Here is a 23400-nt window from a genome sequence, read left to right as displayed (position 1 = left end):
GATTATTATAATAATGACCGTTGTCAGTGGAACTTAAAAAAGCTGACTCCTGTTCAATACAGAAATCAGCTCTTAGCTTCCTAACTCTCTTTTTTAAAATGTCCTTGACATAGGGACCAGTTTAATTAACTCTCCTCTTCTTATTTTTTATTATAAAAATATTAAATTTATATAGGAAATAATATAATATTATATTCTAGAAACACCACTTTTAATTGCAGCTTCTTTGACAGCTTCAGCCACTGCTTTTTGAACATTTAAATCGAATGCTTTAGGTAATATAAAATCAAAGTCAAGATCATTTTTATCTACAGAATTAGCAATAGCATATGCAGCTGAAATTTTCATTTTCTCATTAATGTCGGAAGCTCTTACATCTAAAGCACCTCTGAAAATTCCTGGAAAGGCTAATACATTGTTAACTTGATTAGGAAAATCTGATCTTCCTGTACCTATTATTTTTACTCCAGCATCCTTTGCATCATCTGGGAATATTTCTGGAATAGGATTTGCCATAGCAAAAATTATTGAGTCTGAATTCATGCTACTAGCCATTTCTTTTGTAACTAGGTTAGGAGCAGAAACCCCTATAAATACATCAGCACCAATTAAGGCATCTTTTAAACTTCCACTTATGTTATCTTTGTTAGTAATTAGAGATAAATCTTTCATTGAGTCATTTAAATTTGGAGAATAAGAGTTAATTATTCCTGATTTATCGCATACTACTATACTTTGTGCACCAAAGGAAATTAATAACTTCATATAGCAGTTCCAGCTGAACCAGCACCATTTATGACAATTTTTATATTTTTAATATCTTTATTAACTAATTTTAATGAATTTATTAAACCTGCTAATACAACTATAGCTGTACCATGCTGATCATCATGAAAAACAGGTATATCTAATTTTTCTTTAAGTTTTTTTTCGATTTCAAAGCATCTAGGGGCAGATATGTCTTCTAAATTTATTCCTCCAAGGCTTGGAGAGATTCTTACAATTGTTTCAACTATTTCATCAACATCTTTAGTATCTAAAACCAGTGGAAAGGCATCTATATTTCCGAATTCTTTAAACAATATAGATTTACCCTCCATAACTGGAAGAGATGCTAAAGGGCCTATATCACCTAATCCAAGTACAGCTGTTCCATCTGATATTACTGCAACGGTATTCCATTTTCTTGTGTAGACATAAGCATTAGTGGGGTCTTTATGTATTTCTCTACACGGCTCAGCTACTCCAGGAGTGTATGCTAAACTTAAATCATTTTCATTGGATATTTTACATCTTGATTTTATCTCAATCTTACCTTTCAAATTTTTATGATATTTTAGAGATTCTTCATAAATATTCATATTAATACTCCTTTATATAGAATAAATAATTTAATTTAATCAAAAATATAAGTAGTTACTATCTCTATTATACGAATTATAATGAGCTAATGTAAATAAATATTCGCAAACAAGTTGAAAGTTTATTTTTGCTTTGATAATATGGTATGTGGAGATTAATATTAACTAATTTTATTAATAAAGGATTCATATGTCCTTTTACAAGGAGGCAATGTAAATGTCAGCATTTGTTGTTCTAGGAGCTCAATGGGGAGATGAAGGAAAAGGGAAGATGACGGATTACCTTGCAGAAGAAGCGCAGGTAATAGTTAGATTCCAAGGAGGAAATAACGCTGGTCATACAGTTGAAGTTGGAGATAAGCAATATAAACTTCATTTAATCCCATCAGGAATATTATATGATAAAAAATTAAATATTATAGGAAATGGTGTTGTTGTAGATCCGAAAGCTTTATTTACAGAAATAGATTATCTAGAAGGTGAAGGTGTTAAAGTTACACCAGAAAAACTTATAGTAAGTGATAGAGCGCATGTTATAATGCCATATCATAAGACTTTAGATAAGCTAAAGGAAAAGGCTAGAGGGAAAAATGATATAGGTACAACAGGAAAAGGAATAGGACCTTGTTATACAGATAAGTTTGAAAGATCTGGAATAAGGGTATGTGATCTTATAAATGAAAATATATTTAAAGAAAAATTAAAGGAAAATATAGATTCTAAAAATCAATATATAGTAAAGGTCTTAGGTGGAGAAGAATTAAATTATAATGAGATACTTTCAGAATACATAGAGCTTGCAAAAAGATTAAAACCATATGTACAAGATACTTCAGTAAGGTTATATGATGAAATAAAACAAGATAAAACAGTTTTATTTGAAGGCGCTCAAGGAATGCTTTTAGATATAGATTATGGAACATATCCATATGTTACATCTTCAAACACTACAGCTTGTGGTGTAGCAAGTGGATCTGGAATAGGACCAACTATGGTTACTAATGCAGTAGGAATTGCAAAGGCATATACAACAAGAGTTGGTAAGGGGCCATTTCCAACTGAATTAGATAATGAAATTGGTGAATGGATAAGAGAAAAAGGTCATGAATATGGAGTGACTACAGGTAGATCTAGAAGATGTGGTTGGTTAGATGCTGTTATATTAAAGACAACTGTAAGAGTATCAGGATTAACATCATTATGTGTGACCAAGATAGATACTTTAGCTGGATTAGAAAAACTTAAAATTTGTGTAGGATATAAGTTTAATGATAAAGTCATAGATTATTTCCCTGCAAGTTTAGATGACTTAGAAAAGTGCGAACCTATATATGAAGAGTTTGATGGATGGGGTGAAGAAGTAGCAAGGGCGAGAAGTTATGATGAATTACCTGAGAATGCTAAAAAATACCTAACAAGAATTGAAGAACTTACAGGTACAAAGATATCAATAATTGGTGTAGGTCCAAGAAGAGATCAAACAATTAGAGTAACAAAAGAATTATAAAATAAAGAGGAGAGTATTAATTTTTATAATACTCTCCTTAATTATTAATAATTATGAAAAAATATATATAAATAAATATATATATGATATTGTATAAAAAAGTACGTATTTAATAAATTTTGTAAATAAATTGTGGTAAAATTAATATATATATTAATATGATTTAATTTAGGAGGTGAGCTTATGGAAGAGAGAAAAGTTTATTTGTCAATTTCAGAAATGTTATCAAGAGCATTTAATTCATGTAAAAGTAGTGCATTAGAAATTTTAAAGGTTATTGGAATATTTATTGTTCCTATGTTTGTAGTTTTATTTGGAATGATTATAGTAATAGTTTTTTCAGCCTTTATGAATATTTCATATTCATATTCTTATTCATATTCCTATTTAGATGATGCTATACCGTTTATAGGATTAGGAACAATACTTCTCATAATTTTAGTATCAATAATATCATCAATATTAATGTTATATGCAAATGGGATTATAACTAAAATGTTGGATGATGCGAATAAAGGAAATGAAGTAAGTTGGAGAGCTGCTAATAAGTATGTTTGGCAAAAGAAATGGAGCATTTTAGGATTAAATATATTAATTTGGCTAATATTTTTTGCGTTTATAGTAGTAGTAGTTTTACTAACATTATTATTATCTTTAATAACTATGGGTATTGTGTTAATAATATTAATTCCTTTGTTAATTGCATTAATTGTTATCTTAGCACCGTTACCATATTTATTTAATTCAATGCTAATAGTAAGAGATTTAACGATTACTGAAGCAATAGGGGAAACATTTATGCTATTTAAAAGGGGATATTTCTGGTCAACTATAGGGAAATTGGCAGCTATATCTGGAATAACAATTGGTATTGGATTAGTTTTAGCTATATTTCAAGTAATACCTTTAGTTGGGATAGTAATAGCTATAATAGGACAATATTCAATTCAAGCATATACAATATCTTATTTAAATATACTATCATTAGATAGAAGTAATATTGTAGAAAATTTTATAGATCCTATAATGTAAATTGAGAAAGGTTTATTTAACTAGATTATATTTAGTTAAATAGGCCTTTTATTCTATATGTATAAATGACCTTATACATAATAATACAAATAAAACTAATACTATAAAAAGAAAACATAGTAGAGGTGAGTATATGATAAATAAAGATATGACCGTATTAGAGGCTATACAAGAAAATCCTCAAGTTGAACAAATATTTTTAAGCTTTGGGATAGGATGTGGAATTTTTAGTAGCAATAGTAAAATTACAATAGAAGATATGTGCATAAAAAAAGGAATAGATGTAGAGAGATTAATTAATGAATTAAATTATAATAGATTTTATTAATAGAAGGTATAAGTTTTTGGTGAAATTTTTTCTAAAGAATGTAAAAAGTGTTATAATTATAATATTATTTCAACTCTGTAGAAATGCAGAGTTTTGATATTTAGATTAGGAGGATATTATGGGGAACAGTTATAATAAGGAATATGAATTACATTATTACGATGTAGATAGCAATTTAAGATGTACAATGTCAACTATAATAAATATTTTATCTGATATAGGTACAAAACAATCAGAAGAGCTTGGTTCAGGTATGGAAAGTTTACTAGAAAATAATATGACATGGGTATTTTATAACTATCATGTAAAAGTATTTAGACATCCAATGTATGGAGAAAAGCTATCAGTGAAAACTGAAGCAGTAGGGTTTAAGAAATTTTATGCTTTAAGAAATTATGAAATTAAAGATAGTAGTGGAAATATAGTTGTATCTGCTAATGCCATATTCTTATTAGTTAATCTAGAAAAAAGAAGAATGATGAGGATACCACAAGAACAATATGAGGTTTATGGTGTAGATGGCGATATGAAAGAGGAATTTAAGCTTCCTAGATTAGAAAAGATTGATGAACATAAGTATGAAAGAAACTTCAAAATAAGATATACAGATATAGATTTTAATAAACACGTAAATAATACTAAATACATTGATTGGGCTATTGAAACATTACCAGAAGATATTGTAAATAATTATGTATTAAGTGAAGTTAAGGTAACATTTGAAAAGGAATGTAAATATGGCGAAGAAGTTAAAGTGTTTACAGATGTTAGAGTAGAAGAGGGGGATGAAATGGTTACTATTCACAAAATAGAAACTGTTGATGGAAAAGAATTGACAAGATTAATTGGTCGTTGGAATAAGTGTTAGAATATAAAAAGGAGTAATAACCAGTCAAATTATTACTCCTTTTTGTATTAATAATTAGCTATATTTTTTGAAACAAAATTACCTGAACTCCAAGCCCAATGAAGATTAAAGCCACCACAGTCACCATCTACGTCTAGTATTTCTCCACAAAAATATAAATTTTTTACTAGCTTAGATTCAAGGGTTTTTGGATCAACCTCTTTAGTGTTTATTCCTCCAATAGTAACTTGTGCTTGATTGAATCCATTAGTATCAATACATTTGAATTTCCAGTTCTTTAACAAGTTAATAAGTCTTTTCTTCTCATCCCACTTTAAGTCATAACAAGGTTTATGTAAATTTTCTATATTAGCTTCTTTTAATAGTGTTGGAATTAACTTTTTATTTACTATTCCAATTAAAGAATTTATAACAGGCCTATGAGAAAATATTGCAAAGTGATTTTCTATAAAATCCTCTATTTCTGATAGTGATTGATTAGGCATCATATCTACAATAACTTCAACATTTTTTTTCTTTAATAAGGCCTTAGAAGCATGACCAGAAATTTGAAGAATTGGGGGGCCTGATATTCCGTAATCAGTAAAGAGAATTTCACCAAATTCTTTTCTTATTGGTTCACCATCAACTAATAATGTTGAATATCCATCAAATTTTACTCCTGTGATAGATTTTAAATAAGGATAACTCAATTTTAATTGAACTATTCCAGGAATAGTTTCAATTATTGAGTGTCCGAATGATTTTGCTAAGTTATATGCAGAACCATCAGATCCTGTTTTTACTGCTGATCTTCCTCCACAAGCTAAAATTAATTTATTACATGTGAATAACTTATTTTCTTCGTTATTTGTGGATAACTTAAAAATATTTTTCTTGTGGATATCTTTCACTTTACAATCTGTGTATAAAGGAATACCTCGGTCTTCTAAAGCTAATTTTAATATATCTACAACTGAAGATGCTTGAAGTGATTTGGGATACATCTTACCATTTTTTAATTCTACAATTGGAAGTCCTAATGATAGAAAAAAATTTTCTGTGTCATCTACACTAAAGCTTGATAAAACATTTGTAAAAAATCCTGGATTTTCACTATGGTAAGAAAGAAAAGGAAATGAAATTGTTCTGTTAGAGATGTTACAACGGCCATTTCCTGTAGTTAATATTTTTTTTCCTATCCTATCAGTACCTTCAACTATGGCAACATCTAGTCCAAAATCTTTAGCAGTAATAGCTGCTGATAAGCCAGAAGCACCACCGCCTACTATAATTAAATCATGATGAATCATAATAAATCTCCTTAATAAGTTAATAATTTTAATTTTATCATAATATAAATTTTTTGGTTAATATAATAATATTCTATTTATGTAAAATTTTTTATTAACTTGTAATTATGCATATAATCTTATTATGTAAACCAGTAAATATGAGTTACTACAGATTATAATATAAGCTCTTTAAATATGTAATCTTTAAAAAATATATAATATAAATTTATAAATATGGAATAATAAAATAAGTAAATAGATAAATAAATACAGTATAGTTGGTTTATATTACACGATATATAGTAATGAGGTGAAATTATGATAGTTAAAGTAGTTAATGAAGATAATGAAGATTACAATAAAGAATTTAAGTTAAGAAGAATGAACTATGATCAATGTGTAGTAAATTATCCTAATTCTAAGGGGATTAATATTTTTTTTAATAAAGATTTAAAATTTATTCCAGAATCGGATGTGGATGATTTTTTAATAAATAATAAGAACTTTCTAAAAATAAAATTAAATAGGGGAATATCCGTACAATTCTATAAAATATTATTTGATAATTTTAAGAATCAATTTAAAGAAAATGTAGAAGAAATAAATTTATTAAAGGATAAATACTCAGTAAATAAGAGAGGAATATGGGAAAAAGAGATAATCTGTGTAATAAATAATAAAATTCCTACAAGAATAATTGCTAGTGGACAAAACTTTAGGAAAAATAACTATAATATAAATATAGAAGAAATAAAAAAAGAAGAATTTTTAGAAGTTTGTAATTTTGAAATAGATAAAATAAAAAAAGAAATAAAAGAAAATCAATCACATTTATTAAGATATGAAAAGGCTATAAATGTAGTAAAATTCGGCAATAACGGTACTAAATTATTGACCTAAGTGCACGTATAAATAAAGTAATTTAAAAATAAAAAAAAAAGTTGTTAAAAAGTGTTGACACTATATTAAAATTTATGTATTATAGTTAATGTGCTCGCCGACAGAACAGCTCGGTTGAGAAAAAAACATGGCTCCTTGGTCAAGCGGTCAAGACACCACCCTTTCACGGTGGTAACAGGGGTTCGATTCCCCTAGGAGTCACCATTATGGAAGCATAGCTCAGCTGGGAGAGCATCTGCCTTACAAGCAGAGGGTCACAGGTTCGATCCCTGTTGTTTCCACCATAAAATTTGGCTCAGTAGCTCAGTTGGTTAGAGTGCCGGCCTGTCACGCCGGAGGTCGAGGGTTCGAGCCCCTTCTGAGTCGCCACTTTAAAGTGAGATAAAATTAACATGCGCTGGCATGGCTCAACGGTAGAGCAGCTGACTTGTAATCAGCAGGTTGTAGGTTCGATTCCTATTGCCAGCTCCATAAGACTTTAGATAATTCTAAAGTCTTTTTGTTTTTTATAGTTATGTATATATATATTTTTTATAACAAATAAAAAGTGTAATACTTAATTTTGAAATTAAGTATTACACTTTTTTATTTTTTCTTTAAATTTAATTGAATTCTTATATCTTCAGAATAAAATTTATATAACTTAAAGTTACCTAGGAGTCTAGAAGAAATTCTTTCAGAATAATTTTTACTTATATCAGGCAAGGACAAGTTTGTGGAAATTAGCATTTTTTTTCTTTTTAATAGTTTCTTATTTAGAAAATTAAAAAATTCTGTTGCAGAGAATTCAGTAAGTTGTTCTGCTCCTAGGTCATCTATTATTAGTAGATCACAGTTTATTAAAAGATCTTCTAAATTATAATTATTTTCGAATCTTATTTCTCTTAAATTTTTAATAAGCTCATCTATACTTCTATAAACCACTAAATAACCTTTATCAAGTAGTTCTTTTGCAACACAGCAACTGAGAAACGTCTTTCCGGTTCCTGAATCACCATAAAATAATACATTGTCATTATTTTTAGAGAAGTTTGGTATAAAGTCTCCATTTATATACTCAAGAATATTTTCAATATTTTTTCTAGGAGTGTATTTATCATCACTTATTTTATAATTAGTAAATAAAGATAGATCAAAGTTATTAAAGTTATTTACTCTTAGTGAATCTTGTAAATCAGAGTCCTTATAGTAAAGGTTGACTAATTTATTCTTATAGCAAATACATTTTGTACTACCGATATATCCTTGATCTTTACATTTAGGGCATCTGTGATGAAGTGTTAAATATTCTTGATCATATCCATTAGCTACTAGAGCTTCATATTTTTTAAATCTGAGATCAACTATTTCTTCTTTCAGATTTTTGAGTTCTAATTCATTTATGCCCCTTAAAACTGACATAGCTAAATTAAGGGACTTTTTCTGAATTAAATTATCTAATTCTAAGATATTTGGATGCTTTTGCTTTATTTCTTTACGCCTTTTTTCTAAATTTTTCTCCTCTTCAAGTCGTATGTTTTCATAAATTAATGTTAATTCTTTTTCATATCCTTTAATCATCATTATCCCATCCTAATAATTTCTTTTCCAAATCATCATAATCATAGTCACGGCCTTTAAAGTTATTAAATCTTAATTTAGGCTTTTCATATGAATTTGACTTTTGATTGTTAAAATTCTTTTTAGAAGATGAATTTTTATAAGAAGTTTCTTTTTCTTCAATTTGTTTTAATGTCCTAAGGTTATCTTTATTCCAACTGGATAATATTCCATCTATATACTTAAAATCAGCCCTATTTAACCTTTGGAAGCAAATGTCACATGCTTTCTTTATTATTTCTAATGAAAAGTTGTAATTTGTAGTCCATTTTTCTAACATATCTTCTTGGGGTTTCATTATATCAGTATTTCTAATTCCTAAGAATTTTAAAATTTCTCTATAAGTACCCCATTTATCTTCTGTTTTTCTTATATAATTTTGAGCATCATCAATTGTTTTTATACTCATTTCATGCCAAGCTAAGGCAACCTTTTCTATATACCTATGATTTGTTTTCCCTTTAGAAGCACAGTACTCTATAAGTAGTAGTATCAGTTCAGAAGAAAAATTAAAGTCCCTTTTCCAGCTTATATAGGTCGTGAACTCGCTAGGGGATAGTGGTCTACCTAATAATTTTTCTATATCTTTTAGCATACCATTGTTAGATTCATCCGAAAGTTCAGCTAATATATTAATTTCGTCCTTATTAACAGTATTTTCAGAGGAAAGATCTATAAATTCTATATCAAAGTTTCCCATTTTGTCTATTGGAACTAGTTTGATTGCTCCTTCTTCATTCCAATAGTTAAGGGCATTTATTATATCAGACTCTAATAAATTCAATGATGTAGCTAAGATTGATGCATTAACACCGATTTCGCCTGTAAAATTATATTTAAGCATAAGAAGATATACTTTAATAAATTCTCCTCTAGCTTTAGGCATATATTTTTCAATAAATGCATTACTGACAGGAGTAAATTTTAAAGGCTTTGATTTAAGCATAAAAGTGCTCATATTTACATCTACCTTTCTAAAATTAATTGTATAATAAGTTAATTATAACAAAGTGGTGAAGTAGGCTCAACTAAACTATGGAATATATAAAAGAATATTATTTCTAAATCTGGTAAAACTAATAGATGTGTTGCTTAACATTATTAATATGAAAGGAGATTTTATGGATACAAAAGGAGACTCGGGAAAAATAACTAGATATGTTGTATTACTAATATTTAGTACTATTCTAGTTATAAATATTAATTCTATTAAGGTTAGTGCTAATACAAATGAGGTGTTAAATAATATTGACTTAAATAACTCAAGATATTCTATATCTGACAAAATATCTGATAATATATTTGAAAATTTAATTGTTGCATTAACGGGCAAGATAGATGGGTATGAAGTTAAATTAGGTAATAAAGTAATAGGATATACTTCAATAGAAAATAATCTAACTAAAATAGAAGATTTGGTCCTGAAGAAAGTTATAGACGAAATGGATATCAATGAAGACTCAGTATTATCATTTGAAATAAGTGGAGATATAGACTTGCAAGAAGGTAGATTTGATGTAGGTTTATTACAGACAAATGATGAACTAGTTAATTATATATATGAATTATCACATGAAGAATCAAGTGAGATTAAGTTAAATGTGAAATATACTAGTGAGGAAAATATAAAAATTCAGCCTAATACAATAATAATACCAAGTGATTCAATGTACTTAGGAGAAAGTAAGGTTGAATATGGCGAGGTTGGATTAAAGAAACAAGTTAAAGAAGTTACTTATGAAAATAACAAACTAATAGAAACAAAAGTTGTCAATGAAGAAGTAATAAAGGAACAAGTTGCTAAAAAGATATATAGAGGAACAAAAAACCCCTATGACTATGGAGTCGCTTTTTTAAGTAGCCCAACTAGGGGGGGATACATGACCTCTGGATATGGAGAGAGATGGAACTCTTTTCATAAGGGAATAGATATTGCAGGTAATACAGGGGATGATGCATTAGTTGCAATGGATGGAGAGGTTATTTACGCACAATACAATGACGGCGGTTATGGAAATTTAATAATAGTTAAGCATGAAGATAATATGGTTACATATTATGGTCATTTAAGTGACTTTTATGTTAAGGTAGGAGATAAAGTTAAAAAGGAAGATGTAATAGGAGCTATTGGAAGCACTGGATTTAGTACAGGACCTCATTTACACTTTGAACTTAGAGTAGATAATGAACCAGTAGATCCTACAAAATATATTGTTCAATAAATTGATAGTTAATATAAAATGAAAGGTGCTTAAATTAGTACCTTTCATTTTAATATAGAGTTTATATTTATTTTTCCATCACCTTGGCAATTCTTTGGCATATCAAGTGGCTCACATGAGACTTTTAAAAGTGAAGCTACATCTTTGGGGGTTAAGTTTTCGTTATTTTCATAAATTAAAGCACAAACACCAGCTACATAAGCGGCAGCTAATGAAGTACCACTAAATGTTTTATATGAACTATCAAGTTTTGATGGATAAAGCTTAATACCATCTTTTTCAGAAATATAATTAGTGTTAGAGTTTAAAGAAACTATATCAACACATGATGCACATAAATTAGGTTTTAAGTCTTTTTTTAATGCGCCTATAGATGAATAAGTATAAGGTTTCACCTTGGACGTAGAATCATATCCTGAGACTGTTATGCAGTTAGGACATAAAGCAATTCCTGTAATTGACCCATCTAAATTTTTATTGCTTCCACTTGGAACTATACAAGTTATGTTTTTACTATTTACTAATGAAACCATTATATCAAAACATTTTTGCAGAAATACATTATAATGTAGAAGCTCAAATGGCAAACATAACAGTTTAATATTATGTTTTTCAGATTCTTCAGAAATCATTTCCATAGAGTGAAGTATATCAGATATATACCCCTTACCACTTTTATCAAATGCTTTATAGCAATATATATTACATTCAGTAGCAACCCCACGATACATGCCATTTGATTTTTCACCGTTTCCTGCAATTATTCCAGCGGTACAAGTACCATGACCATTATCATCATACGGATATTTTAGTCCATTTATCAAGTCGACAAACATAGATATTCTATTATATGGAGTAACTAAATCAGGATGAGGATAAACTCCAGTATCTATGATTGCAACACCGATGCCTTTACCAGAACTTTTGGTCTTACTAGATATTCTTACTTTATTTGCAGTACTAACACTCATGCCGCATAAAAATAAATATTCATCAAAGCAAATATACTCAACTTCAGGATATTCTAATAATCTTTGAATACCTCTAGTATTTAGTCTAGCGGATATTATATTGCAATGCTTTATATTGCTCATAACTTCCCCTTTATAAGATGTAATTTTCCTTATGAGGCTATCCTGAAACCTTTTATATTTAATAAGTATCCTATAATTATTATAGGGCTTTGCTAACATACAACTCTTTAAGTTTGTATCCAACTTTTTATTAGAAGAAAACATACTATACTCCTAAAATTAATTACAATATATAGTATAGTAAAAGTATCGATTTTGTTAATGCTATAATTTATTATATAAAAAAAGGAGAAGCATTAGCCTCTCCATTTAAATATAACTATTCCTAATATCATTATAGCTATTCCTATGAACTCCTTAAGATGGAATGATATCTTTTCAGCTCCAAATAAGCCAAATGCATCTACAATTCCAGCAGAAGCTAATTGAGCAACTAGTATTATAGCAATTCCACATGTAGCACCCATTGCACCAATACTTCTCATAACAGTAAAAATAATTATTACACCAAGTACACCGCCAAGTAAATATAGTTTATTTACTTCTTTTACGGCTTTAAAGCTACCTTTTCCAAAGAACATTACAATAATTAATGTTAAAGCTAATGCAGTAGCTTGAACTATAACGTTTGTTTCCCAGGTTCCAACCTTCTCTTCTAATTTAGTATTGAATACGCCTTGTAGTGTCATGGATATTCCTGATATTATTGCATATATAATTGCTAGCATATTAAATCACCTCAAGGGTAGTATTCCACTTAAATAAAAGAAATATTAAAAAACCTCCTATAAATATAGAAGGTTTTAATTATATACTAAATAAATGATTCTTTAATCTTAGATTCTGAATAACCCAAAGTAATTCCTAAGCTAATAAAATCTTCAACTAGTGTTATATAATGGTCTTCAGAAGGTGATATTATTAGGTCATTTAAATCTATAAATAGATTTAAAAATTGATCGCTTAAACAATAATCATTTGGTTTAATAAGTACTTCTTCGATATGATCGTAATGTCTATCTATACCAAGATTAATTATATGAGCAAAACAATCTAAATATTTCTCAAATAATATTGACACATTCATTGGTTCATCTTCTGATATCCAATATTTATAGCATTTAGTTTCATTTGCTAGATAGCTTAATTTTGTATGTAATTCGAGATGTTTTCTAGCCCAAATTTTATATTCGCTTAAGGTATTATCAATAATGATTTTTTTATTTTTTTCTTTTTGAGATTCAAAAAAAGATATAATATTCATAAATATCCTCCTGCTTTTAAGGATTTACTATAATATATTTTACAAAAATATTTTATAAATGAAAAGTCCGGTAAACGAATACAAAAAAATAAATTTTTTATATATTAAGAAAATAAAAAAAGTGCTTAAATAATTAAGCACTTTCTGATATTTTACATTTATAAATAAAGATTCTTTTTTAAAGGATAACTTTTTATTAATGTTTCTCTTTTGTTAGTAGAAAATTTCCATAGCTCTATTCTATCAACTTTAAGAGTTTCACAATTAGATTTAAAGTTAACTTCACCATCAAATTTTTTCATATCCTTTGGGAGGTAATTAAGATTAGCTAAAGATATATGCATTGATGGTTCACTATTGCAATTCTGGGTATTAAACCCGTGTAATTTTAATGTATCACTCATTAATCTTGTAAGCCTCTTTATATATCCTACATCTTCTATCTTCATATTTAAAGTTTTATTAGTTTCTGAAACTGAAACCTCGGTAGAAAGCTGAACCTTAAAATTTTTATAAGGTTTAACTATTTTATCTACAACAACATCCAGTTTATCTATATTAGGATTTTCTATTATCTCTAATGGAATATAAGGAGTTGGAGAATTCCTATTAGCTCTAAATTTTTTAGATAGATTTCTTTGTATAGGATTTAAGTTTTTATAAGATTCTTCATCAAATAATGCCACTAAATAATATTTCATAGCTTTAGCCTCTCATATCAAATTAGTCTATATTTTCATTTTATTTTATGTATTTTAAATGAATACAAACTTTGTTATAAATTATAACATATTAAAATAAATTAAAAAAGATAATATAAAGAAAAGTTCAAATATTATAAAGGTTAGGGAAAATGGCAATTGGAATAAAAAACTCTATTTCCTAAAATTATTTTTATGTTATAATGAGTATTGTAAGTTTTTAAGAAAGTAATTTAAGTAATAAGTTTAATAATGGATAATAGTTGAAATAATAGGAAATATTAATATATATAAATTATGATAAGGGTGAAACGGATGGAAAAATTAGTTATAAATGGAGGCAAAGTTTTAAAAGGATCAGTTGATATAAATGGTGCTAAAAATTCAGCTGTAGCCATATTGCCAGCAGCTATAATGGCTAGTGAAGGAAAGTGCATAATTGATAATGTACCTGATATAGAAGATGTACATTGTTTAGAAAGAATATTAACTAGTCTTGGTTGTTCTGTAAATAAGTTAGATAATAATACTTTAGAAATAGATGCTACTGATGTGAGAACTGTAGAAGCATGTACTGATGATGTAAGAAGAATGAGAGCATCATATTACTTTATTGGAGCGTTACTATCAAGGTTTAAGAAGGCGAGAGTAGACCTTCCAGGGGGATGCCCTATAGGAGTTAGACCTATAGATCAGCATATAAAAGGATTTGAAGCATTAGGAGCAAAAGTTACTATAGAACATGGAGCTGTTAGTGTTGAGGCTGAGCACCTTCATGGAGCAAATATATTTTTTGATGTTGTTACAGTTGGAGCAACTATAAATGTTATGATAGCAGCAACTTTAGCAGAAGGGACAACAATACTAGAAAATGTTGCAAAAGAACCTCATGTAGTAGATGTTGCAAACTTCTTAAACTCTATGGGAGCAGATATAAAAGGTGCAGGAACGGATGTAATTAGAGTAAAAGGTGTAGAAAAGTTATCAGGATGTAATTATAGCGTTATACCAGATCAAATCGAAGCTGGTACATTTATGATAGCAGCTGCAGCAACTAAGGGAGATGTAACTATAAAGAATGTTATACCAAAGCACTTGGAATCAATTGCAGCAAAGCTTATAGAAATGGGAGCTATAGTTGAAGAAGGCGATGATAGCGTTAGAGTATACGTTGAAGGAGACTTAAAAGGAGTTAATGTAAAGACGGCTCCATATCCAGGATTCCCAACAGATGTTCAGCAGCCAATGTCAGCTTTATTAAGTGTAGTACCTGGTAAAAGTTTAATAGCTGAAAGCATTTGGGAAAGTAGACATAAGCATATAGATGAGCTTAAGAAAATGGGAGCAACTATAAGAGTAGAAGAAAGAACAGCTATAATAGAAGGTTCTAAGAACTTAGTAGGAGCTAAAGTTATAGCAACTGACTTAAGAGCTGGAGCAGCTATGGTAATAGCAGGATTAGTTGCAGAAGGTGTAACTGAAATATTAGAAATAGAACATATAGATAGAGGGTATCCGCATATTGAAAACAAGTTTACTGCATTAGGTGCAGACATAATCAGAGTAGCTGAATAGTATCTGCATGGGGGATAGTAAAATGAAGTTTTGCCCATTATATAGTGGGAGCAGCGGCAATAGTATATTTATTGCTTCAGAACATGCAAAAATATTAATAGATGCGGGTTTACCAGGAAAAAAGATAGATGATGCCTTAAGAAGTATTGGAGAAAATCCAGGTGATATAGATGGGATATTTGTTACTCATGAACACTCAGACCACATAAAGGGAATAGGAGTATTATCCCGTAAATATGACATTCCTATATATAGCAATGCAGATACATGGATGGCTATGGAGAGAAGTATAGGGAAAATAAAAGAACATAATATAAGAATAATGGATAGAAGATCAACACTATCTATAAAGGATTTAGATATAATATCCTTTAATATACCTCATGATGCCGTTGCTCCAGTTGGATATACTATGCATCATAATGGTAAAAAGGTTAGTGTTACAACAGACTTTGGAATATATACAGAAGAAATACGAGATAATATAAAGGACTCGGAAGTTATGTTATTAGAAAGTAACCATGATGTAAATATGCTAAAGTTTGGACCATATCCGTACACTTTAAAAAGAAGAATACTAAGTGAAGTTGGACATTTATCTAATGAAGATTGTGGTAAAGCAATAGTAGACCTAATTAGATATAAGCCAAACAAAAAAATAATACTAGGGCACTTAAGTGGAACTAACAATCATCCAGATTTAGCTCTAGAAACAGTTAGCTCTGTGTTGAAGGAGCATGGTATAGTACCTAAAGAGGATATTGACTTAACTATGGCTAATAGACATAGTCCAAGTAACATAATAGAAGTTTAGTTATTAGGAAGAGGATGAGTTATTATGAATAGTAAGGAAATATATGCATGCAAAGTTCATATTTATGATGCAATGGATGATTTAATCAACTATGAAGAAACCTTTCCTATTATGGAAAAGGCAAAGGATATGAAATGTAGTTATTGTAGTGAAAATGCAGAGTACATAATTAAAGTAAATGAGTAAAAAATAATAAATTTAATATAAAACCATTAAAAAGGAGAAGGAACTTATGAGTTTATATAAACAATGGACAGATATGGTAGTTGAATATGTTAAAACAAAGGGAGAACAAGCTTTTTGGGATGAGTATATGGAAATAGAAAAGGCCATATACAGAGATATCTTATCAAAGCATAAAGAAAATTATGCTTTCACAATTAACGATTTAGCTAATAAACATAATACAACTCCAGAATTTATTATGGGATTCGTTGACGGAATAAACGATAGTTTAAAGAATGCACTTGATTTAGAAGCTTTAACAGCTACTGATGAAATAGCATTAGATGTAGATTTAGAAAAATTATATTACAATATGTTAGATGCTAAAGCAGAATATCTATATACTTTACCACAATGGGAAGGAATATTCTCACCTGAAAAGAGAAAAGAGATTCAAAAACAATATAGAGAATCTATAATAGTAAGAAATGAAAATAAGATAGGAAGAAATGATCCTTGTACATGTGGAAGTGGAAAGAAATATAAAAAGTGCTGTGGAAAATAGCTTAAAATAAAAGAGGCCTATATTTGAATAGGTCTTTTTTTGCTGCAAATAGGTATATTTAAATATTTATTTAATAAGTTTATATTAGTTTTAAAAAGATATCTAATCTATCATAAATGTTGGGGGAAGTATATATGGATAATAACTTAAAATGGGTCAATGAGCAAAAGATAAATAGAACGATAGAAGCATTAAATAAAAATAATATGAACGGATATTTAGTAAATACAAAAGATGAATTAATAGAAAAAATAAATGAAATTGTTAAAGAAGGAGCAGTAGTATCTTGCGGTGGATCTATGTCTCTTTTTGAGTATGGAGTTATCGATCATCTAAGAAGTGGAAGATATGAATTTTTAGATAGATATAAAGAAGGATTAACTTCAGAAGAAGTTACCAGAATATTCAAAGAAAGTTTTTTAGCAGATGCATATTTTGCAAGTAGTAATGCAGTTACTGAAGATGGAAAGCTTTATAATGTTGATGGGAATGGAAATAGAGTTGCAGCAATTTTATATGGGCCTGATAAGGTTATTCTTTTAGTAGGAGTAAATAAAATAGTTAAAGATATTGATGAAGCTATTAAAAGAAACAGAGAAATATGTGCACCAGCTAATGCAAAGAGATTAAATAAAAAAACACCATGTGCTAAAGTCGGATATTGTATGGATTGTAAAAGTAATGAAAAAATATGTAGAGAGTTTACTGTAATAGCAAGCCAAATGCAAAAAGATAGAATACATGTTATATTTATGAATGAAAATATAGGCTATTAGGATAATTAAGAATCAGCAAATTATAATAAAATTTGAAGATAAGGTTATCCCTATAAGCAGTTTATAAACTATAGATTAACTAATAATAAATAAATTAAAAAATTAAGAAGTGAAAGGTGTATGTTGAAAAAAGTAAATTTAAATGCCATCATTTCTTAATTTTTGTGTCAAAAATTCCTGTATTAAATAATTATATTATATAAGAATTTATAAGGCGGGAGAGATATATGTTTGAGATGTTCCCTTTTTTAATTAATAATGTAATAGGTGGAATGTTCAATGGAAATGCTAATAATGGAAATAATAATATAAATAATAGTTTCAATAATAGTTATCAATATAGTAGCTTTAATAGTGGAAGTGATATGATTGGAATTTTTGGTGGAACATTTAGTAGTGTATTCAATCAAGTTTTTACAACGTTAATAACAAATGAAGATTTAATAAATAATATAGTTGACACAGTTTTAAATAATGATGTTGTAAATTCTGTTTTAGAGGGCATAGATGAAGACCTAGATTTAGATTTTATTGACTATGGTGATAGATATTTAATAGAAGGTAAATTAGTGGGGTTTGATAAGAAGGATATAGATATAGACTATGAAGAGGATCATATAAGAATTAAAGTTAAGAAAAATCAGGTTTTTAATAATGGAAATTCAATGGTTGCAGTTTTTCAAGAAGGATCTAATTTAGAAAAGAGTTATTATGTTCCAAATGTTGAAGCTAATAAAATTCAAGCCGTTTATAATGCAGATGTCTTAAGAGTTTATTTAAAAAAGAGACCAGCAGTAGATAAAGATACAACAATTATAGATGTAGAAAGTTTTACTGATGCAAATGATATTACAGAAATAGATACCTATATAGATTTCAAATAATGAATTATATAACAGATGAGGAGAAAATGGAATGAATATAACAATAATTTCAGTGGGTAAGTTAAAAGAAAAGTACCTAAAACAAGCGATTGATGAATACTCAAAAAGATTAAGTAGATATTGTAAATTAGATATTATAGAGCTTCCAGATGAAAAAACTCCAGATAATGCATCTGAAAAAGAAGAGTTACAAATAAAAGATAAAGAAGGAGAACTTATACTATCTAAAATAAAAGATAATATGTTTGTAATTGCAATGGACTTAAAGGGAGAAAATTTAACTTCAGAGCAATTTGCAAACTACATAGAAAATTGCGGGATTATGGGAAATTCCAATATAGTATTTATAATAGGAGGAAGCTTAGGACTATCACAAAGCGTTATAAAAAGGGCAAATTATAAACTTTGCTTCTTAAAAATGACTTTTCCACATCAATTGTTTAGAGTTATGTTATTGGAGCAAATTTATAGAGCTTTTAGGATAATGAAGAATGAACCGTACCACAAGTAAGTGAGGTTTTTACTAAAACTGGATAATTGTTTAGAGATAAACTATATATTATTAAAATAATATATATACATTTTGGAATTATTGTAAGCTAATTAATAAAATTTGATAAGAGAGCATTGCATGAACAGTATAAAATAAATTTCTCTGATATAATTTTTCTATAAATTAAAGGAGGAGTATATTATGAACGCATGGGAAGCAATCCAAACATCTGTCGATTATATTGAAAAACACCTACAAGAGGATATTAGTGCTGAAAGATTAGCTAATATGGTATCACTATCACCATTTTATTTTCAAAGGTTATTTAAAAGATTAGTAAATAAACCATTACAAGAATATGTTAAATTGCGCCGAATGTCTAAAATAATTGAGAAGCTGAAAGAGAATGAACAAAGAATTTTAGATTTGGCATTAGATTATGGTTTTTCTAGTCATGCAAATTTCTCTAGAGCTTTTAAGGAAGTATATGGTATTACGCCAACAGAGTGTAAGAGTACAGCTCCATTGCTCAATACTTTTGATAAGCCAGATATTTCTATGAAATATATATTAGTTGATGAAGAAGTTCCGCTTATTATAAATGATATAGTGTTAGAAGTTAAGAGGAAAAAGATTACACAGCCAGAAAAGTATATTGGTCTTGTAGCTGATGTAAACATTAATGAACAAATTCCTATTGGAGAAAGTACAGGTATTGATGTTCCTGGAGAACTTTGGAACAAGTTTCATAAAGAAAAAGATACATTACTAGAATTCATTAACTTGAATATGGAAATGGGGATTTCCTACATGTCAGAATCAGCAAGTGGAACGTTTAAGTATTTTGTTGGCTCATTTTTGGAAAAAGAACCTAAAGATTTATGCAATGAATATATTATCCAAGAATTACCTTTAGGAGAGTATATTGTGTGCAATATAGAAGCAGAAAGTTTTGAAAAGTTAGTAACTGATGCATTAAATAAAGCGAATAAATATCTTTTTCAAACTTGGCTTCCCAATCATCAATTAATGGTTGAACCTTTTTCAGCTGAAAAATATTATTTAAATTGCGATTGTATCAATCGTATGGAAATATGGTTAAAACTTATGAATAAAGGATATTAGTACATATTAGAAAATAAAAATTATAATTTATTGATTATTCTAAAAATATAACAATATATTTAGAATAGTATTAATTTTTATTCTAAATAAGTTTCGGGTTATTAACATACTGATAAAAATGGAGGTATTAGATTGAGTGAGTTGCAGAATTATGATTACTGTCCTACATTAGAAGAAATAAGTGAATACATTAGAAATCCTGTATTTGATAGATTTTGTTTAGATATTAAAAAAAAATATAATATAGATAGTAAAATTGAATTTAGCAAATGTGGTTGGGAACCAGGTTGGAATATAAAATTTAAGAAGTTAGGAAAATCTTTGTGTACCATATATCCTAGAGAAATGTATTTTACTGTATTAATAGTAATAGGGAGAAGAGAAAAAGACCAAGTAGAATCATTATTACCTAATTGTTCTATTGAATTACAAGGAATTTATAGGCAAACTAAGGAGGGAAATGGCCAGAAATGGCTTATGATTGATTTAGAAGATATGGATACAATGTATGATGATGTCTTCCATCTCATTGATATAAGGACAACTAGATAAGTTTGCTTTATTGCTTAGATGATTGAATAGATAATAATAAAACTAAAAATATAATAATTTTAATATATTATTACTTTAGAAACTATGAACTCTTACTTGTATTAAATATGCAGATAAGAGTTTTTTTACTTTTTAGAAGGGAGAAACATATAATGAAGAAGATTTATTTAAAGAAGCAATTAGAAGAGCTAAAAGAATATCTAGTAGAAGTTATTAATAGTATATATAAAATTATAGAAATACCAGATGCTAATTTAGGTGGATATATAATTGTATCAGAAAATATTTTAGATATAGAAATTTTGAAGAAAGATAAATCACAAGGGTTAATACCAGAATATACTGATGTTATTGAATGTAAGAAAGGAGTTAATTATACTTCTTCATTATTTTTGATTTCAAGTGATTACGCAATTGTAGTAGTAACAACAGAAGAGGGGGAGTTTCCACTAACAGGAATACTAAGATGCCCTAAGTGTGGAGCTGGAATGGTGACTTCAAGAACTACTAATAAATTAGCTGATGGAAATAAGAAAAGAATTGCTTATTATGCTTGTGGTAATTGGAAGAATAAATGTACAACTGTATGCAATAGTAATACAATAAGGGCTGATAAAGCTAATAAGTACGTATTCAGCAAGTTATCAGAATTACTGTCTAATGAAAAGATGGTTAAAATAATAGTTAACAATGTTAATAAAGAAAAAGTTAGAAAGGTAAATCCAGCAAAGAAAGACTTATCAAAAATAGATAATGAATTAGAAAAATTAGATAAGAAAAGAGCGAAGTTATTTGAAGCACCATATGAGTTCATTAAAAGTATCTTAGAAAATTTTAGTAAGGTTTTAACTGAAAGATATGAAAATGTAGATTTTGAATTTGGGAAGGAATTCAATATATATATATCAAAGAGTATTTCATATAAAGTTTTTGTAAGTGAATTTGAAAAGAATATTCTATTTTATGAAGAGATAAAAAAGGCACTACAATTTATGAAGAAGGACTTTGAAGAGTTAATTGGTTCAAGAGTAAACTTCAATATAAATGAAGGATATTTTGATAATTCAGCCAATACGATTAATGGATTTAAGAGCCACGAGCTTAGTAAAAAAAGAAAAAGTAAGCATAAATGAATAGATATATTGAGTATTGTAGATGGAGAATTTAGTATAAATGACATACTAAGGTTTAAAGCGAGAATTAAATATTAAAATAGACAGTTGACTTTAAGTTACATATGATAGTGAACTATCTATGTTTTTCTTATAAGTACCTTTGGCAGAACCAAAATTATTAGAAAAAATAATTAAAAATATAATGTATTAAGTCTTAAAAGAACAGCTGAATTTACTTCAGTTGTTTATATTTTAATAATTTAGATGAATTTGTATAAATATGATCCAGCAAATTCTATTATTAGATGATGTTGAATATGTGATTCAATAAGATTAAAATTAAAGAATAGGTGTTAAACATAACTATAAAACCTAATAAATTAATAGATGCTGTATAAGACGAAGGAGCCAAAAAATATTAGAGATTTTGAAAATAAGAAATTTAAGTGAAATCAAATAGTTAAAGAGAAATCTAACATTAAGTATAAATCAACGCTCTGAAAAGGGTTCGGTTATATTTCACTCTGACCTTGGATCCCAATATACTAGTAATAAATTTATAGAATCAATAAAAAGTGTAAGATGCTACAATCTCATAGTCGTAAAGGGTGTTCTTATGATAATGCTTGTATTGAATCCTTTAATTCAATATTAAAAAAAGAAGAAAAAAGTATAAAAGATAAATAAGTGAAACCGTTGACAGAATTTCTAGAATGTTTTATAATGTCAATGTAACAATTGGATGGTTATTGTTGAAAGACAAGCTAGACCTATTTGTATGAGTTTATAAGGATTGTATTTTGTGCAATTGCTTATATCTCTACAGATGGGTCTTTTATTTTTAAATAAATAATTTTAATTTGTAAATCTAAGTATATTTAAATTATCTAAATTAAGGAGGAACATTCTATGGGATTTAGTAAAGATTTTTTATGGGGCGGTGCTACAGCTGCTAACCAATTTGAAGGTGGATGGAATTTAGATGGAAAAGGTATAAGTACAAGTGATATGCTTACAGCAGGAACTCACACTATTCCACGTAAAATTACTAGAGAAACTATTGATGGATTAAATTATCCAAGTCATGAAGCTATAGATTTTTATCATAGATATAAAGATGATATTAGGTTATTTGCAGAAATGGGCTTTAAGGTATTTAGAATGTCTATAGCATGGACACGTATATTCCCTAATGGTGATGATAAAGAACCTAATGAAGCAGGATTAAAGTTTTATGATGATGTTT

General features: G+C 28.1%; 25 protein-coding genes, 4 tRNA genes and 2 pseudogenes. 23 read left to right on the top strand and 8 right to left on the bottom strand.

Annotated elements, in window-relative coordinates; all coding sequences use genetic code 11:
* Positions 1 to 84 (top strand): IS3 family transposase (locus J7M87_RS14165; protein WP_291648866.1); only part of this gene is annotated, 84 nt, incomplete at its 5' end.
* A gap of 105 nt (positions 85 to 189) precedes the next feature.
* Here the strand turns inward: J7M87_RS14165 and J7M87_RS14160 are convergent.
* Positions 190 to 1361 (bottom strand): annotated as a pseudogene (locus J7M87_RS14160) (malic enzyme-like NAD(P)-binding protein).
* 217 nt (positions 1362 to 1578) lie between these two features.
* Between J7M87_RS14160 and J7M87_RS14155 the strand changes: the two are divergent.
* The 4 genes from J7M87_RS14155 to J7M87_RS14140 all read left to right on the top strand — a co-directional run bounded on the left by J7M87_RS14155 (position 1579) and on the right by J7M87_RS14140 (position 5096).
* A complete protein-coding gene (locus J7M87_RS14155; RefSeq protein ID WP_291651794.1) occupies positions 1579 to 2868 on the top strand; it encodes an adenylosuccinate synthase in 1290 nt (429 codons plus the stop codon).
* A gap of 183 nt (positions 2869 to 3051) precedes the next feature.
* Positions 3052 to 3900, top strand: coding sequence for a hypothetical protein (locus tag J7M87_RS14150; protein ID WP_291651792.1), 849 nt, complete (start codon positions 3052 to 3054; stop codon positions 3898 to 3900).
* A 133-nt stretch (positions 3901 to 4033) separates the two neighbouring features.
* Complete coding sequence (locus tag J7M87_RS14145) at positions 4034 to 4228, top strand: DUF1858 domain-containing protein (protein ID WP_291651790.1); 195 nt, start codon at positions 4034 to 4036, stop codon at positions 4226 to 4228.
* A 118-nt stretch (positions 4229 to 4346) separates the two neighbouring features.
* Entirely contained in the window at positions 4347 to 5096 is a 750-nt protein-coding gene (locus tag J7M87_RS14140) for an acyl-ACP thioesterase domain-containing protein (protein WP_291651788.1), read from the top strand.
* Between the two features lie 47 nt (positions 5097 to 5143).
* Here the strand turns inward: J7M87_RS14140 and J7M87_RS14135 are convergent, their stop codons facing one another.
* The gene (locus J7M87_RS14135; RefSeq protein ID WP_291651786.1) at positions 5144 to 6388 is read right to left on the bottom strand and encodes an NAD(P)/FAD-dependent oxidoreductase; all 1245 of its coding nucleotides are present in this window, start codon (positions 6386 to 6388) and stop codon (positions 5144 to 5146) included.
* Positions 6389 to 6688: 300 nt separating this feature from the next.
* On the opposite strand from J7M87_RS14135, the gene J7M87_RS14130 reads away from it, so the two are divergent.
* The 5 genes from J7M87_RS14130 to J7M87_RS14110 all read left to right on the top strand — a co-directional run bounded on the left by J7M87_RS14130 (position 6689) and on the right by J7M87_RS14110 (position 7741).
* The gene (locus J7M87_RS14130) at positions 6689 to 7270 is read left to right on the top strand and encodes a hypothetical protein (protein WP_291651784.1); all 582 of its coding nucleotides are present in this window, start codon (positions 6689 to 6691) and stop codon (positions 7268 to 7270) included.
* A gap of 129 nt (positions 7271 to 7399) precedes the next feature.
* A tRNA-Glu gene (locus J7M87_RS14125) sits at positions 7400 to 7474 on the top strand.
* Positions 7475 to 7478: 4 nt separating this feature from the next.
* Positions 7479 to 7554 (top strand) — tRNA-Val (locus J7M87_RS14120).
* An 8-nt stretch (positions 7555 to 7562) separates the two neighbouring features.
* Positions 7563 to 7639, top strand: a tRNA-Asp gene (locus J7M87_RS14115).
* 27 nt (positions 7640 to 7666) lie between these two features.
* Positions 7667 to 7741: transfer RNA gene (locus tag J7M87_RS14110), tRNA-Thr, on the top strand.
* A 114-nt stretch (positions 7742 to 7855) separates the two neighbouring features.
* On the opposite strand, the gene J7M87_RS14105 is transcribed toward J7M87_RS14110, so the two are convergent.
* Complete coding sequence (locus J7M87_RS14105; protein WP_291651782.1) at positions 7856 to 8830, bottom strand: ATP-binding protein; 975 nt, start codon at positions 8828 to 8830, stop codon at positions 7856 to 7858.
* On the bottom strand, positions 8823 to 9827 hold the full coding sequence (locus tag J7M87_RS14100) for a DnaD domain protein (RefSeq protein WP_291651780.1): 1005 nt from the start codon (positions 9825 to 9827) through the stop codon (positions 8823 to 8825). Before J7M87_RS14100 ends, J7M87_RS14105 begins: the two co-directional genes overlap by 8 nt.
* A gap of 163 nt (positions 9828 to 9990) precedes the next feature.
* Here J7M87_RS14100 and J7M87_RS14095 point away from each other — a divergent pair, with 163 nt between their 5' ends.
* Complete coding sequence (locus tag J7M87_RS14095) at positions 9991 to 11091, top strand: peptidoglycan DD-metalloendopeptidase family protein (protein WP_291651778.1); 1101 nt, start codon at positions 9991 to 9993, stop codon at positions 11089 to 11091.
* Positions 11092 to 11135: 44 nt separating this feature from the next.
* Here J7M87_RS14095 and J7M87_RS14090 read toward each other — a convergent pair whose 3' ends face one another.
* The 4 genes from J7M87_RS14090 to J7M87_RS14075 all read right to left on the bottom strand — a co-directional run bounded on the left by J7M87_RS14090 (position 11136) and on the right by J7M87_RS14075 (position 14090).
* Positions 11136 to 12329 (bottom strand): S8 family serine peptidase, encoded by a 1194-nt coding sequence (locus J7M87_RS14090; protein WP_291651776.1) that lies wholly within the window; start codon positions 12327 to 12329, stop codon positions 11136 to 11138.
* A 92-nt stretch (positions 12330 to 12421) separates the two neighbouring features.
* Positions 12422 to 12853, bottom strand: a complete 432-nt coding sequence (locus J7M87_RS14085) for a DMT family transporter (RefSeq protein WP_291651774.1) — start codon at positions 12851 to 12853, stop codon at positions 12422 to 12424.
* Positions 12854 to 12939: 86 nt separating this feature from the next.
* A complete protein-coding gene (locus J7M87_RS14080) occupies positions 12940 to 13389 on the bottom strand; it encodes a dUTP diphosphatase (RefSeq protein ID WP_291651772.1) in 450 nt (149 codons plus the stop codon).
* 158 nt (positions 13390 to 13547) lie between these two features.
* Positions 13548 to 14090 (bottom strand): hypothetical protein, encoded by a 543-nt coding sequence (locus J7M87_RS14075; RefSeq protein ID WP_008676106.1) that lies wholly within the window; start codon positions 14088 to 14090, stop codon positions 13548 to 13550.
* A gap of 315 nt (positions 14091 to 14405) precedes the next feature.
* Here J7M87_RS14075 and J7M87_RS14070 point away from each other — a divergent pair, with 315 nt between their 5' ends.
* The 12 genes and pseudogenes from J7M87_RS14070 to J7M87_RS14010 all read left to right on the top strand — a co-directional run.
* Positions 14406 to 15665, top strand: a complete 1260-nt coding sequence (locus J7M87_RS14070) for a UDP-N-acetylglucosamine 1-carboxyvinyltransferase (RefSeq protein WP_291651770.1) — start codon at positions 14406 to 14408, stop codon at positions 15663 to 15665.
* Positions 15666 to 15687: 22 nt separating this feature from the next.
* Entirely contained in the window at positions 15688 to 16479 is a 792-nt protein-coding gene (locus J7M87_RS14065; RefSeq protein ID WP_291651768.1) for an MBL fold metallo-hydrolase, read from the top strand.
* 24 nt (positions 16480 to 16503) lie between these two features.
* Positions 16504 to 16665, top strand: a complete 162-nt coding sequence (locus J7M87_RS14060) for a CxxH/CxxC protein (RefSeq protein ID WP_291651766.1) — start codon at positions 16504 to 16506, stop codon at positions 16663 to 16665.
* A 46-nt stretch (positions 16666 to 16711) separates the two neighbouring features.
* Complete coding sequence (locus tag J7M87_RS14055; protein WP_291651764.1) at positions 16712 to 17209, top strand: SEC-C metal-binding domain-containing protein; 498 nt, start codon at positions 16712 to 16714, stop codon at positions 17207 to 17209.
* A 134-nt stretch (positions 17210 to 17343) separates the two neighbouring features.
* Complete coding sequence (locus J7M87_RS14050; RefSeq protein WP_291651762.1) at positions 17344 to 17985, top strand: lactate utilization protein; 642 nt, start codon at positions 17344 to 17346, stop codon at positions 17983 to 17985.
* A gap of 227 nt (positions 17986 to 18212) precedes the next feature.
* Entirely contained in the window at positions 18213 to 18869 is a 657-nt protein-coding gene (locus tag J7M87_RS14045) for an Hsp20 family protein (protein ID WP_291651760.1), read from the top strand.
* A gap of 31 nt (positions 18870 to 18900) precedes the next feature.
* Positions 18901 to 19380, top strand: a complete 480-nt coding sequence (gene rlmH, locus J7M87_RS14040) for a 23S rRNA (pseudouridine(1915)-N(3))-methyltransferase RlmH (RefSeq protein ID WP_291651759.1) — start codon at positions 18901 to 18903, stop codon at positions 19378 to 19380.
* Positions 19381 to 19563: 183 nt separating this feature from the next.
* A complete protein-coding gene (locus J7M87_RS14035; protein WP_291651757.1) occupies positions 19564 to 20487 on the top strand; it encodes an AraC family transcriptional regulator in 924 nt (307 codons plus the stop codon).
* A 132-nt stretch (positions 20488 to 20619) separates the two neighbouring features.
* On the top strand, positions 20620 to 21039 hold the full coding sequence (locus J7M87_RS14030; RefSeq protein ID WP_291651755.1) for a DUF3788 domain-containing protein: 420 nt from the start codon (positions 20620 to 20622) through the stop codon (positions 21037 to 21039).
* Between the two features lie 152 nt (positions 21040 to 21191).
* Complete coding sequence (locus J7M87_RS14020; RefSeq protein ID WP_365845691.1) at positions 21192 to 22172, top strand: zinc ribbon domain-containing protein; 981 nt, start codon at positions 21192 to 21194, stop codon at positions 22170 to 22172.
* A gap of 487 nt (positions 22173 to 22659) precedes the next feature.
* A pseudogene (locus J7M87_RS14015) lies at positions 22660 to 22820 on the top strand (IS3 family transposase); the annotation flags it as partial.
* Positions 22821 to 23063: 243 nt separating this feature from the next.
* Positions 23064 to 23400: family 1 glycosylhydrolase (locus J7M87_RS14010; protein WP_291651753.1), on the top strand; the 337-nt coding region annotated here is incomplete at its 3' end.

Source organism: Clostridium sp. (assembly GCF_017888565.1).
Lineage (GTDB): Bacteria > Bacillota > Clostridia > Clostridiales > Clostridiaceae > Clostridium.
Note: the sequence above shows the minus strand (reverse complement) of the source record. Positions and strands in the feature narration are given on the sequence as shown.

What these genes read in the sequence shown, in the direction of transcription:
- J7M87_RS14155 (WP_291651794.1), top strand. Translation starts at nt 1,579, where the DNA reads ATGTCAGCATTTGTTGTTCTAGGAGCTCAATGGGGAGATGAAGGAAAA.
- J7M87_RS14150 (WP_291651792.1), top strand. Translation starts at nt 3,052, where the DNA reads ATGGAAGAGAGAAAAGTTTATTTGTCAATTTCAGAAATGTTATCAAGA.
- J7M87_RS14145 (WP_291651790.1), top strand. Translation starts at nt 4,034, where the DNA reads ATGATAAATAAAGATATGACCGTATTAGAGGCTATACAAGAAAATCCT.
- J7M87_RS14140 (WP_291651788.1), top strand. Translation starts at nt 4,347, where the DNA reads ATGGGGAACAGTTATAATAAGGAATATGAATTACATTATTACGATGTA.
- J7M87_RS14135 (WP_291651786.1), bottom strand. Translation starts at nt 6,388, where the DNA reads ATGATTCATCATGATTTAATTATAGTAGGCGGTGGTGCTTCTGGCTTA.
- J7M87_RS14130 (WP_291651784.1), top strand. Translation starts at nt 6,689, where the DNA reads ATGATAGTTAAAGTAGTTAATGAAGATAATGAAGATTACAATAAAGAA.
- J7M87_RS14105 (WP_291651782.1), bottom strand. Translation starts at nt 8,830, where the DNA reads ATGATTAAAGGATATGAAAAAGAATTAACATTAATTTATGAAAACATA.
- J7M87_RS14100 (WP_291651780.1), bottom strand. Translation starts at nt 9,827, where the DNA reads ATGAGCACTTTTATGCTTAAATCAAAGCCTTTAAAATTTACTCCTGTC.
- J7M87_RS14095 (WP_291651778.1), top strand. Translation starts at nt 9,991, where the DNA reads ATGGATACAAAAGGAGACTCGGGAAAAATAACTAGATATGTTGTATTA.
- J7M87_RS14090 (WP_291651776.1), bottom strand. Translation starts at nt 12,329, where the DNA reads ATGTTTTCTTCTAATAAAAAGTTGGATACAAACTTAAAGAGTTGTATG.
- J7M87_RS14085 (WP_291651774.1), bottom strand. Translation starts at nt 12,853, where the DNA reads ATGCTAGCAATTATATATGCAATAATATCAGGAATATCCATGACACTA.
- J7M87_RS14080 (WP_291651772.1), bottom strand. Translation starts at nt 13,389, where the DNA reads ATGAATATTATATCTTTTTTTGAATCTCAAAAAGAAAAAAATAAAAAA.
- J7M87_RS14075 (WP_008676106.1), bottom strand. Translation starts at nt 14,090, where the DNA reads ATGAAATATTATTTAGTGGCATTATTTGATGAAGAATCTTATAAAAAC.
- J7M87_RS14070 (WP_291651770.1), top strand. Translation starts at nt 14,406, where the DNA reads ATGGAAAAATTAGTTATAAATGGAGGCAAAGTTTTAAAAGGATCAGTT.
- J7M87_RS14065 (WP_291651768.1), top strand. Translation starts at nt 15,688, where the DNA reads ATGAAGTTTTGCCCATTATATAGTGGGAGCAGCGGCAATAGTATATTT.
- J7M87_RS14060 (WP_291651766.1), top strand. Translation starts at nt 16,504, where the DNA reads ATGAATAGTAAGGAAATATATGCATGCAAAGTTCATATTTATGATGCA.
- J7M87_RS14055 (WP_291651764.1), top strand. Translation starts at nt 16,712, where the DNA reads ATGAGTTTATATAAACAATGGACAGATATGGTAGTTGAATATGTTAAA.
- J7M87_RS14050 (WP_291651762.1), top strand. Translation starts at nt 17,344, where the DNA reads ATGGATAATAACTTAAAATGGGTCAATGAGCAAAAGATAAATAGAACG.
- J7M87_RS14045 (WP_291651760.1), top strand. Translation starts at nt 18,213, where the DNA reads ATGTTTGAGATGTTCCCTTTTTTAATTAATAATGTAATAGGTGGAATG.
- rlmH (WP_291651759.1), top strand. Translation starts at nt 18,901, where the DNA reads ATGAATATAACAATAATTTCAGTGGGTAAGTTAAAAGAAAAGTACCTA.
- J7M87_RS14035 (WP_291651757.1), top strand. Translation starts at nt 19,564, where the DNA reads ATGAACGCATGGGAAGCAATCCAAACATCTGTCGATTATATTGAAAAA.
- J7M87_RS14020 (WP_365845691.1), top strand. Translation starts at nt 21,192, where the DNA reads ATGAAGAAGATTTATTTAAAGAAGCAATTAGAAGAGCTAAAAGAATAT.